Source organism: Streptomyces sp. NPDC019937 (genome assembly GCF_040631655.1).
Classification (GTDB): domain Bacteria; phylum Actinomycetota; class Actinomycetes; order Streptomycetales; family Streptomycetaceae; genus Streptomyces.
Genome location: NZ_JBEYAL010000092.1, coordinates 1 through 12854 on the forward strand (window position 1 = coordinate 1; position 12854 = coordinate 12854).

Genomic DNA, 12854 nt, shown 5'->3' on the forward strand with positions numbered 1-12854 from the left:
CTACCCCTGTCACACAACACTCGTCCCCCCCCCCCCGCTCTACCTACCCCCCCCCCCCGCCCCGGCGGCCCGGGGGGGCCGCCGCGTCCGGGTACGTCGGCGACGAGCCGCCCGCGTACGAGGCCGAGCCGACCACGCTGCCCGTCGCCGACCCGGAGGAGCCGGGCGGCCCGGTGCCCGACACCGTGCTCGACGGCGCCCGCTACGGGACGTTCACCCTGCGGGCCGTGTCGCAGCGCGGCGACGCGGCGCGTTCCCGGGGGGAGCCCCGGCGGGACGTGCTGCTCACGGCCCGGTTCGGGACCGGGGACGGCGCCCTGGTCCTGGTGGCCGTGGCCAACGGGACCGGGGCGCCGGACGCCGCGCGGGAGCTGTGCGACTGGATCGGTACGGCCGTCGGCCGCAGCCACACACGGCTCGCGGAGGACATCCGCGCCGCCCGGCGCGGCGCGCTCAAGTCCGGGTTGCACCGGCTCACCGACCGGGGCTACGGGCGGCTGCGCACCCGCGCGGCCGAACTCGGCGTCGACCCGGCCGCGTACACCGCGCCGGTGCGCTGTCTGCTGCTGCCCGCCCATCCGGACTGCCGGGTCCGGGTGTTCTTCGGGGCCGGCGACGGCGGGCTGTTCCGGCTGCGGGACGGCGTCTGGCAGGACCTGGAACCGGACGCCCGGGAGGGCGACACCGTCGGCGGGCCGGTGCTCGCCTTCGGCGACGGGCGCGCGTCCGCCCCCGGCCTGCCCGCCGACTGGGAAGCCGCCCCGGGAGTCACCCCGCACGACGCCGCCCCAGCCCCCGCCGACCCGTTCCGCTTCCGCGCCTCCGTCGCCCGTCCGGGTGACACCCTGCTGATGTGCGGCACCGGCCTCGCCGAGCCGCTGCGCGCCGAGCGGGCGCTCGCCGCCCACTTGGCGCAACGCTGGGCGGTGGCCGAGCCGCCGGGGCTCGCCGGGTTCCTCGCCGACGCCCAGGTGCGGGTGAAGGGGTACGCCGACGACCGTACGGCGGCGGCCGTCTGGGAGGCGTGAGCGTCCCGTCCGTGGGTCAAGGGATGTTCAGGAGACGGGCGCTCCTCCCTTGTCCTGGTCGGAGAGGTGTTCGAAGGTCTCGCCGGTGGCCGTGATGGTCCGGGTCACGTCACGGCCGCCGTAGACCCAGTAGATGCGCATGACGCCCGCGCCGCGGTTGAGGAAACGGTGCGGCACTCCGGCCGGGACCCAGGTGGCGTCGCCGGTCTCGAGGTCGAAGGTCTCGCCGTCGATCTCGGCGGTGGCCACCCCCTCCAGGATGAGCACCGACTCCTCGACGTCGTGGCTGTGCAGCGGCAGTCCGTTTCCGGGCTGGAAGACGGTCTGGCCGGTGGTGATGGAGGCGGTCTGCGAATTCCACTTGCCCACGTAGGGGAGGGTGGCGACCCCTCCGCCGCGGTCGAAGCGCGTCACCTCGTCGGGGTGGATCAGGAGGGAGGGTGCGGTGGGGTGGGTGCACACGGCGGCTGGCTCCGTTCTGGCGGGCGGGAGGTCAGGAGTGGTGGAACAGGCGGCGGGAGAGGGTGTTGACCTGGCTGCCCGGGACCACGTACGTCGCCGCCGCCGCCCGCCAGGCGGCGAAGTGCGGTGCGGCGCGGTGGGCCTCGACGGCGGCCTCGTCCTCGTACAGCTCGTGGAAGACGAAGTGGTGGTCGTCGGAGAGGTCGCAGACGACGTCGAAGGACAGACAGCCGGGCTCGTCGGTGAAGGACCGCTCGGCCTGCGTCTTGATCGCGGCGAGGAAGTCGTCGCGGCAACCGGGCCGGACCCGCAGGGACACGGTCAGTGCGATCATGCGGAAAGCTCCTCGGAGTGCGGGTGCGGGTGCGGGTGTGCATGCGGTGCGGGGGAGGGGACCCCGGTCCGTTCGGCGACGCGGATGAGGGACCGCCAGGTGTCGTCGGCGACGGCGATGCCCTCGGTCCGCAGGCGCTCGGCGGTACGGGCCTCCGGCTCGCCGGGCACGAAGATCTCCTCGGTGCCCGGGGCGGTGGGGGTCGCCTTGGTGTCCTCGATCAGCTGCTCGATCCGCCGTTCGAAGTCCTCCGGCGCGGTCATCGACCGGATGTCGACGCACATCAGCAGGTGGCCCGCGCCACTGCGCCCGTGCGGGTCGTACGGGCCGACCACGGCGCTCCCGTAGGCGCTGCCGGTCAGCACTCCGGCCAGGACGTCGAACATGAACGAGATCGCGTAGCCCTTGTGCCCGGCCATCGGCAGGATCAGCCCCTCGACCGCCTGCCGGGCGTCGGTGGTCGGCACGCCGTCGGCGTCGGCCGCCCAGCCTTCGGGGATCGGTTCGCCGCGCTCCTTGGCGTGGTAGATCTTGCCGCGCGCGACGGCGGTGTTGGCGATGTCCATCACCACGGTCCCGTGGCGTCCGCCGGGCGCGGCGATCGACCAGGGGTTGGTGCCGACCCGTTTCTCCCGGCCGCCCCAGGGGGCCATGGCGGGGCTCGCGTTGGTGGCGAGCAGCGCCACGCAGCCCTGCGCGGCCGCCTGCCGGGTGAAGTACGCGGCGGTGCCGAAGTGGCCCGAGTTCCGCACGGCCACGGCGCTGACCCCGTGCCGCCGGGCGCGCTCGACGCCCAGGGCGGTGGCCCGGTGGGCGAGCACCTGCCCCAGGCCGTGATGGCCGTCGATCACCAGCACCGCGCCGTTGTCGACGACGGTCTCCGGCCGCGCGACCGGAGCAGTCGCCCCGCTCCCGAGCCGGTCCAGGTACCAGGGCAGGCGCAGCATCCCGTGCGAGGGATGCCCCCACAGCTCCGCCGTCACCAGCGTGTCCGCGAGCAGCCGGGCGTCCTCGGGCGGCACGCCCAGGGTCTCGGTCGCCGCGGCGGCGAACCGGAGCAGTGCGTCGGCGCCGACGATGTGCGACATGGGTCCGTCCTCGCGTCTCGGCTGCTGGATGTATCCAGCTCTGTATACAGCAACTGGCGCGCATAAGGCCATGCCCTCATCGGCACGGACTTCAGCGGGCGGCGTCCAGGTGGACCTCCACGCCGGTCGGCGAGCCCTCGACGGTCAGGCTCTCGATGAGCGCTCGCAGCGTCTGCGTGAGGTGATGACGGCAGGCCGCCTCGGCGGCCTGGCCGTCCCCGTGCGTGATCGCCTTCAGCAGCGCGCGGTGTTCTTCCAGCGACGTCAGCATGCGCCGTGGGCCACTGTGCGAGACGTTCCGCAGCCGCACGGTCTGGCTGCGCAGATCACGGATGGTGCGGGCGAGATACGGGTTGCGGCACGCGGCGATGACCGCCTGGTCGAAGTCCTCGGCCAGCTCGTAGAAGTCCCGGTAGCCGCGCGCCTGCCCGGGGGCGTCCAGCGCCCGGAAGGATTTCTCGAACTCCTCCAGCCGCTCCAGCAGCTCACGGAACGGAGCCAGTACGCGCTCCTCGCCCACCCCCGAGGCCGCGACCGAGGACTCGACCGAGGCCGCGACCGAGGCCGCCGCCCGGGGCTCCAGCAGCATCCGGATCTCGAACAGCGCCCGCACCCCGCCCAGCGAGATGGCGGCCACCCGGGCCACCTCGCCCGGCACGAAGTCGACCAGCCCCTCACCGGCCAGCCGCCGGATGGCCTCCCGCACGGGCGTACGGGACGCGCCCAGCTCCTCGCCGAGCTGGATCTCGCTCAGCCTCGCCCCGGGCCGCAGCCGCAGCGACTCGATGTCCCCCTTCAGCCGCTCGTAGACCGCTTCGCTCTTGCTCGCCGCCCGAGCCATGGTTCTCCTCGCCGCTCGCCCCGCACACCTTCCTGTATACAGGCTAGCGGTCTTCTCCGCCCGGCCTCGTCAGCGCTCCGCGCGGTGGAAGAGGCGGGCGCCGGTGAGGAGGCAGACGGCGGCCAGGGCCAGGGTGACGGCGGCGCCGAGGGCGACGGTGGCGGTCGCGTAGTGGCCCAGGTAGGCCTGGCGTACGGCGTCGACCGTGTAGCGGAACGGTACGGCGCGCGAGGCGCCGTCCAGCCAGCCGGGGGCGAGGGACATCGGCAGGAGCAGACCGGACAGCAGCATCAGCGGCATGCCGGCCGTGTTGGCGATGGCGGCGAACTCGGGCGTCGTCCTGACGCGCGTGGCCAGGCCGTAGGAGAGGGCGGCCAGGGCCGCGGAGAGCACGGCCACGAACAGCAGGCCGATCAGGATTCCGGCGAGCGGCGCGCGGAGCCCGAAGGCCAGCCCGAGGAGGACGAGCAGCACCGACTGGGCGACCAGTTGGACGACGTCGCGCAGGACCCGCCCGAGCAGCAGGGCCAGGGGGCTCACGGGGGTGACCCGCATCCGGTCGATGACCCCGAGGTTGCGGTCCATCAGCAGGCCGAGGCCCACGTACGAGCCGCCGAGCAGGGCGAGCTGGATGAGGACGCCGGGGACCAGGGTCTGCCAGGACGAACCGCTCGCACCCAGGGGGAGTTCGGTCAGCAGGGGGCCGAAGAGGGCCAGGAAGAGCAGCGGTTGGAGCATGCCGAAGAAGAGATGGGTCTTGGAGCGGAGGGTGGCTCGGGCATAACGGGTGAAGACGACGCCGGTGTCGGCGAGCAGGGGCATGGGAGTGCCTTACGTGGGGTGTCAGATGGCGACGGGTGCGTCGGTCGGGGTGGAGCGGCCGGTGATGGCCAGGAAGGCGTCCTGGAGGGTGGCGGCGGGACCGCCCGCGTGGCGGGCCTTGAGGTCGGCCGGGGTGCCCTCTGCGACGATCACGCCGGCGTCCACGACGACGATCCGGTCGGCGAGCGCGTCGGCCTCGTCCAGGTAGTGCGTGGTCAGGAAGACCGTGGTGCCCAGCTCGGCGCGGATCCGCCGGACCAGGTCCCACAGTTCGGCGCGGCTGCCGGGGTCGAGCCCGGTGGTCGGTTCGTCGAGGAAGACCACCTCGGGCCGGTTGACCAGGCCGAGCGCGATCTCCACCCGGCGGCGCTGACCGCCGGAGAGCGCGCCGGTGGGGCGGTCCAGCAGGGCCGTCAGGCCGAGGTCGTGGGCGAGTTCGGCGGCGCGGTCGCGCGCCTCGGTGCGGGAGAGCCGGTGCAGCCGTCCCTGGGTGACCAGTTCCTCGCGTACGGCGCAGGCGGGATCCAGGCCGCCGGACTGGGCCACGTAGCCGATCCTGCGGCGCACGCCCGCGGAGTCGCCCCGCAGATCGTGCCCGGCGACCGTGGCCTCGCCGCCGCTGGGTGGCAGCAGGGTGGTGAGCATGCGCAGCGTCGTGGTCTTGCCCGCCCCGTTGGGGCCGAGGAAACCGAGGATCTCGCCGCGGTCGACGGTCAGGTCGATGCCGCGGACGGCGTGCACCGGGCCCGTCGGGAGCGAAAACGTCCGGGCGAGCCCCCGGGTCCGGATGACGGGCGTGGGGGTGGCTGGTGTGGGCATGGCGCCGATAAAAGCACAGCGCACTGTAAAATTGCAATGCATTTAAAGTTTGCAATGCGGTTAGACTTCACGGCATGGCAGAAGGGCTACGGGAGCGCAAGAAGCGGGAGACGCGGCAGCGCGTCCACCGGGTCGCGATCGGACTGTTCGTGGAGCGTGGCTTCGACCACGTCACGATCGCCGAGGTCGCGGCCGCGGCGGAGGTGTCGGTCAATACCCTCTACAACTACTTCGAGGCGAAGGAGGACCTGGTCCTGCCGCCGGACCAGGCGTCCCCGCGGCGGCTCGCCGACATGGTGCGGGACCGCGCCCCGGGGGAGTCGGCGGCCGGCGCGGTGCTGGCGCGGCTGCGGGAGGAGGTGGGGCGGCGGGACCGCTCGCTCGGGCTGACCGAGGGCTTCGGGCGGGTGTTCGCGATGATGCGGGCCGCCCCGACGCTCACCGCCCGGCTGGAGGACCTCGGCCGGGAGATGACCGACGCGCTGGCCGCCGTGCTGGCCGAGGAGACCGGCGCCGGGCCGGACGACCCGCTGCCGCGGGTGGTGGCCACCCAGCTCGGGGCGTTCCACGCGCTGGTGTTCGCCGAGATCGGCAGGCGCACCGAGGCGGGGGAGGGCCCCGAGGCCATCGCCGCGGCCGTGGTCGGCCTGCTGGACGCGTATCAGGAGGTGCTGGGCGAGCCCATGCGTACGTACGCCACACGGTGAGCACCACCGGGAAGGGGGACGCCCGGCGGCACGGGGGACCGCCGGGCGTCCAGCACGGCTCTACGCGGACACCGGCCGCAGCCGCAGGGTGAGGATCTGGTGCGGCCGCAGGGCCAGGCTCAGCCCGGCCGGGCCGGTGGCCGCCGGGTGCAGCGGGCGCTCCAGCAGATCGGTGACGTCCGCCGAGAGGACCGGGAATCCGGCGACGAGCGTGCCCGCCGCGCGCCCGCCGTGCGACTCGTACAGCCGCACCACCACATCCCCGCTGCGGTCCTCGGCGAGCTTCACCGACTCCACCGTGATCGCCGGGTTGTCCACCGAGAGCAGCGGGGCGGGCCCGGTCGGGCCGGTGGGCAGGGTGCGCAGCGGCAGGTTCAGGGCGAGCCCGCCGGCGACCGCGTCGCCGACGGTCGCCCCCGGCAGCAGCGCGTAGCGGAAGCGGTGGGTGCCGAGGTCCGTCTCGGGGTCGGGGCTGTGCGGGGCGCGCAGCAGCGTCAGCCGTACGGTGGTGCCGAGCACCGCGCCGTCGTCCCCCTGGTGCGTCGTACGGGTCACGTCGTGGCCGTACGTGGAGTCGTTGAGCAGCGCGGCCCCGTACCCCGGTTCGGCGACCCGCAGCCAGCGGTGGGCGCAGATCTCGAAACGGGCCGCGTCCCAGCTGGTGTTGGCGTGGGTGGGGCGCTCCACATGCCCGAACTGGATCTCCGCCGTGGACTGACGGGCGTGGATGTCCAGCGGGAACGCCGCCTTGAGGACCTTCTCCGACTCGTGCCAGTCCACCTCGGCCGCGATGTCGAGGCGGTCGCTGCCCGCGGCCAGGGTCAGCTCCTCCACGACGCGCGAGGCGCCGAGACCACCGAAGACACGGACCACGCGGACGGTCGCGCGCAGCGGACCGGACTCGGTCAGCTCGACGGACTCGGCGGCGGTGAGGTCGGTGTGGCTGCGGCGGTAGTGGCGGTCGATGTCCCAGGCGTCCCAGTGGTTGGGGTGGTCGGGGTGGAGCTGGAGGAGGTTGCCGCGCGCGCCCGGGGCCAGCACCTCGCGGCCCGCCGTGAGGTCGAGGACGGAGGTGAGCAGCCCGTCGCCGTCGATGGTGACCCGCAGCAGATCGTTGTCGAGGACGATGGCGTGGCCGTCGCTCAGCGAGGTCACCGGCGGCGCGCTCCACGTCGTACCGGCGACGGCCGCCGTGCCCAGCGCGCCCACCCGCACCCCGGCGGCCGCGCGCCCGTCGCCCAGCGGCTGCACCGGGGTGTCGGTGGGCAGGGCCGCCGCCGTCCCGGCGTCCAGGACGGCGACCTCCTCGCGCTCGTACGGCGAGGCGTTGAGCACCGCCGGGGCGCCGGACCCCGCGGCGTTCAGGGCGCCGACCGCGTCCGCGACGATCCCCTCCAGCTCGGTGCGCACCCGCGCGTACGTCTCGCGCGCCTCGCGGTGCACCCAGGCGATCGAGGAGCCCGGCAGGATGTCATGGAACTGGTGCAGCAGCACCGTCTTCCAGATCCGGTCCAGATCGTCGTACGGATACGCGTAGCCCGGCGCGTGCAGCGCGGCGGCCGTGGCCCACAGCTCGGCCTCCCGCAGCAGGTGCTCGCTGCGCCGGTTGCCCTGCTTGGTGGCGGCCTGGGTGGTGTACGTGGCCCGGTGCAGCTCCAGATACAGCTCGCCCGACCACACCGGCGCCTTCGCCCCGTACTCCCGCTCCGCCGCGCCGAAGAACACCGACGGCTTGTGGATCTCCACGCGCGGCGAGCCCTCCAGGGAGCCCAGCCGCCGCGCCTTCTCCAGCATCTCGCGGGTGGGCCCGCCCCCGCCGTCGCCCCAGCCGAACGGGACCAGGGAGCGGGTGGCGAGTCCCTTGTCGGCGAAGTTCTTCTCGGCGTGGGCGAGTTCGGCCGCGCTGAACTGGGCGTTGTAGGTGTCCACCGGCGGGAAGTGGGTGAAGACGCGGGTGCCGTCGATGCCCTCCCACCAGAAGGTGTGGTGCGGCATCTTGTTGGACTGGTTCCACGACAGCTTCTGGGTGAGGAACCACCGCACCCCCGCCAGCTTGGCCAGTTGCGGGAAGGCCGCGGTGTAGCCGAAGGAGTCCGGCAGCCAGATCTCCTCGGTGTCCACCCCCAGTTCCTCCAGGAAGAACCGCTTGCCGTGCACGATCTGCCGGGCCAGGGCCTCGCCGCCGGGCATGTTGGCGTCCGACTCGACCCACATCGAGCCGACCGGCGCCCAGGTGCCGTCCGCGACCGCCTTCTTGATCCGCTCCCAGATGTGCGGCTGGTGCTCCTTGACCCAGGCGTACTGCTGCGCCTGGGAGCACGCGAACACCAGCTCCGGATAGTCCTCAGCGAGCGCGGTGACGTTGGCGAACGTACGGGACGCCTTGCGCACGGTCTCGCGCAGCGGCCACAGCCACGCCGAGTCGATGTGGGCGTGCCCGGCCGCCGAGACGCGGTGCGCGCTGGCGTGCGCGGGGCGCTGAAGCACCTCGGTCAGCTCGGCGCGCGCGGCGGCCGCGGTGGCGGGCACGTCGTGCAGGTCGAGCGCGTCGAGCGCGTTCTCCAGGGCGCGCAGGATCTCGTGGCGGCGCGGCCGGTCCGCGGGCAGCTCCCGCATCAACTCGGACAGCACCTCGATGTCCAGGACCAGATGCCACACGTTCTCGTCGAGGACGGCCACATCGGCGGAGGCGAAGCGGTACAGCGGCCGGTCCCCGGCGGTGAGGACGTCGCCGAGCGGGGTCGGGGCGAAGCCGTCGCGCAGCACGGACGGATTGGCGGCCGCCTCCAGCAGCAGCCGCACCGGTTCCCCTCCGGCGGCCGGGGCCGCTACGGGGATGTGCCGGTTACGGGGGTGGATGCCCTTGAGCGGTACGCCGTGCGCGTCGTACACCAGCCCCTCGGCCTGGAATCCCGGGCCGTCGTCGGTGAAGCCGGGGTCGATGACCACCTCCACCCGCCGCCCCGCCCACTCCGCCGGTACCGCGCCCTCCAGCCGGAACCACCAGGTCGACCACGGCTCGCCCCACTCCGTGCCGGTCGTGAACGGCTCGTACGCCCCGTCGAGCGCCTCGGCGACCGGGACCGGCTCGCCGGGGGCACGCCAGGCGTACAGGGAGAGGGGAACGCGCGCCGGGTACTGGGCGGGCCGGATGAACTGGTGCAGCGCCCGCTCCAGGCGCCCCTCCACCAACAGTCGGTCGTCGTGCATCAACGGCTCCTCAAGCTCGGCGCTCAGCGGATCACTCGGGGCGTGTCGTGTGGATCATGCCGGACTCCCGACGCCGCTGTGACATCAGCCGCTCCCGCGGCGGGCGGCACCTCGCGGCCCCGCGCTCGTCGCACGCAGCGCCGCTGCGCTCTCCTCACGCGGGTTGCGAGCCTCCCCCAGCTACCGCTGGGAGGTGCCCCCTGCACCAGACGCCGCCCGCTGATCCGGCCTGATCCACACGACACCCCCCAGATGCTTTCCCCCGGTGTGTGGCACGGCAACAGGCGGGAATGCATTCCGTGAGCGTGTTCGACGGCATTCGACGCTGGCCGCGCCGAGTGGCCGGGGCGGGGGAGGATGAAGCGTCAGCCTGTACGGCGGGGCCGGATGACCAACCGGCCGGACTCTGGGGCGGTGGCCATCGAAGGGGAGCGGGGCCGGTCCCTCGGCAAGCGACTGAGGCATGACGACTACGAGGCGGTGGCGGACGTCCGCGCCGCGCTGCGCGAGCTGCTGCGGCACTGGGGCGGGCCCGGCCGGGCCGATCTCGCCGAGCTGCTGACGAGCGAGCTGGTGACGAACGCACTGGTGCACACCGACCGGGGCGCGCACATCACGGCCACCGTGGGCGGGGGGATCGCCGGGCCGGTGGCGGGCCGATTACGGGTCGAGGTGCGGGACTTCGTCTCCCGTCACCCGACGCTGCGCGGCAACCCCCCGGAGGACAGCACCTCCGGGAGGGGCCTGCTGCTGGTGCACACGCTCGCGGACGCGTGGGGCGTACGGGCCCACGGCGTGGGCAAGGCGGTCTGGTTCGAGCTGGACGCGGACGGTGGCTGACGCCACCGGCCGCCCGCTCCGGTCCGGAAGGCTCCGATCCGGAAGGCTCCGGTCTCAGCCGAACTGCCGCTCGATCTGCGCGAGCTTCTCCTCCAGGGAGTCCAGCCGCGGGATGGTCAGGGTGTCGTCCTCGGCGGTGAGGTCGACGGTCCGCGCCCTGTCCTTGTCGTCCTTGGCGTCCTTGTCCTTCGCCTTGTCCCGGTCGGCTTCGGTGGCGTCGGCGTCACCGAAGCCGAAGCTGAAATCCAGGTCGCGGTTCCAGTCCCGGCTCCGCTCCCGGTCCCGGTCGTCGCGATGACTGGCCTCAGCCGCGTCCGCGGACTGCAAGGCGGGCCGAGCTGAGGGCGCTGACAGCTCGGCCGCCTCGGCTTTTCCCAGCGCGTTCTCCTCCATGGCGGGCTCCGCGCCGAGCTGCGGCGGCTGTGCCGCGGGGGTGATGTCCACCTGGCGGCCACCGCCCCGGCCCCACGCCCGGTGCTGCCGGTTGAGCGCCCGGATCCGGGCCTTGTCCAGCTTCTCCTGGTCCCGGCGGCGGTTGCGGTTCTGCTCCTTCTCGCGCCGGTCCTCGCGGACCTCCTCGACCGCCTCGTCCAGCGTCCGTACGTTCTCCAGCAGCATCAGCGACCACGCGCCGAAGGTCTCGCGGGGGGCGCGCAGCCAGCGGACGATACGGATCTGCGGCAGTGGGCGGGGCACCAGGCCCTGCTCGCGCAGCGCCGCCCGGCGGGTCTGCTTGAGCGCCCGGTCGAAGAGGACCGCGGCCGACAGCGACATGCCCGCGAAGAACTGCGGCGCGCCGTCGTGGCCCATGCCGCGCGGGGCGTGCACCCAGTTGAACCAGGCGGCGGCGCCCGCGAACAGCCACACCAGCAGCCGGGAGCCGAGCGCCGCGTCACCGTGGCTGGCCTCGCGCACCGCCAGCACCGAGCAGAACATCGCGGCGCCGTCCAGCCCGAACGGCACCAGGTACTCCCAGCCGCCCGACAGGTTCAGGTTCTGCTGCCCGAAGCCCACGAGGCCGTGGAAGGAGAGCGCGGCCGCGACCGCGGCACAGCAGAACAGCAGGACGTACGACGCCATCCCGTAGATGGCCTCCTTGCGCCGGCGGCGCTCCTCGCTGCGCTCCCAGGAGTCGGTGATCCCGTTCTCGTCCTTCTTCCCGTTACGGCCGCGCGCGAGGACAACTCCCGCCCCCACGACTCCGACGAGCGCTATGACGACTGGCAGGGCCCAGCCCAGCGATATGTCGGTCAGTCTCATCCGGTGCCCCTTGCCTCGCTTCCGTGAAGTTCTGGCCGCAGTACGGCCCTACTCGCGCGACATCCTGGCGGAATCGTGCCGGGCCTCAAGCGGTTTCTGGACAAGAGGCCGCCAAGTGGGCGGGGGGACACGCGGATAGGTGCGATACGGTTCGAACGCTCGCTCGTTGCAAGCGGCTTGATTCTATTCACGGAACCCGAGCGCGGGTAAATCCGATCCGTCGGCTTGCCATCGGCCGTCCGAACCTCTAGGTGATCTTTCCCCATTACTGTCCGGTAGTGGGCGCTTCGCGAGCGCCGTGTGCGTGGCCGAAAGGCATCGCTGCCCGGTCCCGGTCCGGTCGGAGGCGGGGCGCGGTGCGGGCCGGAGAATGTGGCAAGGGTCATGCCGGGCCCGGCCCGCTCGGAGCGAGCGCTGCGCGTGGGCTTTGTCCTCGGGCGGCATCCGCATATCGTTTCGATGGGATGTCAGGAGGACCCGAGTGGAGCAGGCCGAAGCCGAGGCGGCGATGGAGCCGCGGGATCCCTCCGCCGTGCCCGTGGCGCGCCAGTCCCCGCGCCGCCACTCCGTGCGCGGACAGATCCTGGACGCCCTGCGGGACGCGCTGGTCGGAGGCGAGCTGACCCCGGGCGAGGTGTACTCCGCCCCGGCCCTCGCGGACCGTTTCGGCGTCTCGCCCACCCCCGTGCGCGAGGCCATGCAGCAGCTCGCCGGTGAGGGCGCCGTCGAGGTCGTGCCGAACCGCGGCTTCCGGGTGGCCCGGCGCAGCGCGCGCGAGCTGGCCGAGCTGGCCGAGGTCCGCGCCCTGCTGGAGGTCCCGGTCATGCTCAGCCTGGCCCGGGCGGTCGCGCCCGAGCGCTGGGCGCGGCTGCGGCCGTTCGCGGAGGCGACGGCGGCGGCCGCCGCGAAGGGGGACCGTGCCGCCTACCTGGAGTCGGACCGCACGTTCCACCAGTCGGTGCTGAGCCTGGCCGGGAACCAGCAGCTGGTCGTCGTCGCCGACGAACTCCACCGCCGCGCCCAGTGGCCGCTGGCCTGCGGACGCGCGGTCCGCACCGCCGATCTGGTCGCCGACGCGGCCGAGCACATGGCGCTGCTGGATGCGCTCGCCGCGCGCGAGCTGGACGTGGTGGAGTCGCTGGTCCGCGAGCACTTCACGTCCGGGGCCTGAGCCGGTTTGCGGGGGCTCCGCCCCCGCGCCCCCGCCGGGGCTCCGCCCCGGACCCCGCTCCTCAAGCGCCGGAGGGGCTGGGTGTGGGGCATCTCCGCCCCGGGCCCCGCTCCCCAAGCGCTGTGCGGCTGGGGCAGGCCCGAGGGGCCGGATGTGTGACCTGGTTGTGGCCCCCCCGGGCGCCCGGGGGGCCCGGGGGGGCCAACCCCCCCCCCCGCCCCCCCCCCGCCCCCCAAACCCCCCCGGCGGGGGCCCGCAGGGCGCTGGGGAGG

Annotated in this window: 12 protein-coding genes; 4 read left to right on the forward strand and 8 right to left on the reverse strand. The window is 73.7% G+C overall.

Annotated elements, in window-relative coordinates; all coding sequences use genetic code 11:
* Nucleotides 1–173 precede the first annotated feature (173 nt).
* The gene (locus ABZ562_RS40715; RefSeq protein WP_361490413.1) at nucleotides 174–1028 is read left to right on the forward strand and encodes a protein phosphatase 2C domain-containing protein; all 855 of its coding nucleotides are present in this window, start codon (nucleotides 174–176) and stop codon (nucleotides 1026–1028) included.
* A gap of 27 nt (nucleotides 1029–1055) precedes the next feature.
* Here the strand turns inward: ABZ562_RS40715 and ABZ562_RS40720 are convergent, their stop codons facing one another.
* From ABZ562_RS40720 to ABZ562_RS40745, 6 genes are all read right to left on the reverse strand, one after another.
* Nucleotides 1056–1490 (reverse strand): cupin domain-containing protein, encoded by a 435-nt coding sequence (locus tag ABZ562_RS40720; RefSeq protein ID WP_361490416.1) that lies wholly within the window; start codon nucleotides 1488–1490, stop codon nucleotides 1056–1058.
* Between the two features lie 31 nt (nucleotides 1491–1521).
* Nucleotides 1522–1824: a putative quinol monooxygenase gene (locus ABZ562_RS40725; RefSeq protein WP_361490418.1), complete on the reverse strand. Its 303-nt coding sequence runs from the start codon at nucleotides 1822–1824 to the stop codon at nucleotides 1522–1524.
* Nucleotides 1821–2912 (reverse strand): Ldh family oxidoreductase, encoded by a 1092-nt coding sequence (locus tag ABZ562_RS40730; protein WP_361490421.1) that lies wholly within the window; start codon nucleotides 2910–2912, stop codon nucleotides 1821–1823. The genes ABZ562_RS40725 and ABZ562_RS40730 overlap by 4 nt, the downstream gene beginning before the upstream one ends.
* Nucleotides 2913–3003: 91 nt before the next feature.
* Nucleotides 3004–3753, reverse strand: coding sequence for a GntR family transcriptional regulator (locus ABZ562_RS40735; RefSeq protein ID WP_361490423.1), 750 nt, complete (start codon nucleotides 3751–3753; stop codon nucleotides 3004–3006).
* A 69-nt stretch (nucleotides 3754–3822) separates the two neighbouring features.
* A complete protein-coding gene (locus ABZ562_RS40740; RefSeq protein WP_361490426.1) occupies nucleotides 3823–4575 on the reverse strand; it encodes an ABC transporter permease in 753 nt (250 codons plus the stop codon).
* A 21-nt stretch (nucleotides 4576–4596) separates the two neighbouring features.
* A complete protein-coding gene (locus tag ABZ562_RS40745; protein WP_361490429.1) occupies nucleotides 4597–5394 on the reverse strand; it encodes an ATP-binding cassette domain-containing protein in 798 nt (265 codons plus the stop codon).
* Between the two features lie 74 nt (nucleotides 5395–5468).
* On the opposite strand from ABZ562_RS40745, the gene ABZ562_RS40750 reads away from it, so the two are divergent.
* Nucleotides 5469–6101 carry a TetR/AcrR family transcriptional regulator gene (locus ABZ562_RS40750; protein ID WP_361490432.1) on the forward strand — a complete coding sequence of 211 codons (633 nt, stop codon included), beginning with the start codon at nucleotides 5469–5471 and terminating at the stop codon, nucleotides 6099–6101.
* 60 nt (nucleotides 6102–6161) lie between these two features.
* Here the strand turns inward: ABZ562_RS40750 and ABZ562_RS40755 are convergent, their stop codons facing one another.
* Nucleotides 6162–9311, reverse strand: coding sequence for a glycoside hydrolase family 38 C-terminal domain-containing protein (locus tag ABZ562_RS40755; protein WP_361490434.1), 3150 nt, complete (start codon nucleotides 9309–9311; stop codon nucleotides 6162–6164).
* 414 nt (nucleotides 9312–9725) lie between these two features.
* Here ABZ562_RS40755 and ABZ562_RS40760 point away from each other — a divergent pair, with 414 nt between their 5' ends.
* Complete coding sequence (locus ABZ562_RS40760; protein WP_361490437.1) at nucleotides 9726–10151, forward strand: ATP-binding protein; 426 nt, start codon at nucleotides 9726–9728, stop codon at nucleotides 10149–10151.
* A gap of 54 nt (nucleotides 10152–10205) precedes the next feature.
* Here ABZ562_RS40760 and ABZ562_RS40765 read toward each other — a convergent pair whose 3' ends face one another.
* A complete protein-coding gene (locus tag ABZ562_RS40765; RefSeq protein ID WP_361490440.1) occupies nucleotides 10206–11411 on the reverse strand; it encodes a DUF2637 domain-containing protein in 1206 nt (401 codons plus the stop codon).
* A gap of 508 nt (nucleotides 11412–11919) precedes the next feature.
* Between ABZ562_RS40765 and ABZ562_RS40770 the strand changes: the two genes are divergently transcribed.
* Nucleotides 11920–12582 (forward strand): GntR family transcriptional regulator, encoded by a 663-nt coding sequence (locus ABZ562_RS40770; RefSeq protein WP_361490443.1) that lies wholly within the window; start codon nucleotides 11920–11922, stop codon nucleotides 12580–12582.
* Nucleotides 12583–12854 lie beyond the last annotated feature (272 nt).

What these genes read in the sequence shown, in the direction of transcription:
- ABZ562_RS40755 (WP_361490434.1), bottom strand. Translation starts at nt 9,311, where the DNA reads ATGCACGACGACCGACTGTTGGTGGAGGGGCGCCTGGAGCGGGCGCTG.
- ABZ562_RS40740 (WP_361490426.1), bottom strand. Translation starts at nt 4,575, where the DNA reads ATGCCCCTGCTCGCCGACACCGGCGTCGTCTTCACCCGTTATGCCCGA.
- ABZ562_RS40765 (WP_361490440.1), bottom strand. Translation starts at nt 11,411, where the DNA reads ATGAGACTGACCGACATATCGCTGGGCTGGGCCCTGCCAGTCGTCATA.
- ABZ562_RS40730 (WP_361490421.1), bottom strand. Translation starts at nt 2,912, where the DNA reads ATGTCGCACATCGTCGGCGCCGACGCACTGCTCCGGTTCGCCGCCGCG.
- ABZ562_RS40725 (WP_361490418.1), bottom strand. Translation starts at nt 1,824, where the DNA reads ATGATCGCACTGACCGTGTCCCTGCGGGTCCGGCCCGGTTGCCGCGAC.
- ABZ562_RS40735 (WP_361490423.1), bottom strand. Translation starts at nt 3,753, where the DNA reads ATGGCTCGGGCGGCGAGCAAGAGCGAAGCGGTCTACGAGCGGCTGAAG.
- ABZ562_RS40750 (WP_361490432.1), top strand. Translation starts at nt 5,469, where the DNA reads ATGGCAGAAGGGCTACGGGAGCGCAAGAAGCGGGAGACGCGGCAGCGC.
- ABZ562_RS40745 (WP_361490429.1), bottom strand. Translation starts at nt 5,394, where the DNA reads ATGCCCACACCAGCCACCCCCACGCCCGTCATCCGGACCCGGGGGCTC.
- ABZ562_RS40770 (WP_361490443.1), top strand. Translation starts at nt 11,920, where the DNA reads ATGGAGCCGCGGGATCCCTCCGCCGTGCCCGTGGCGCGCCAGTCCCCG.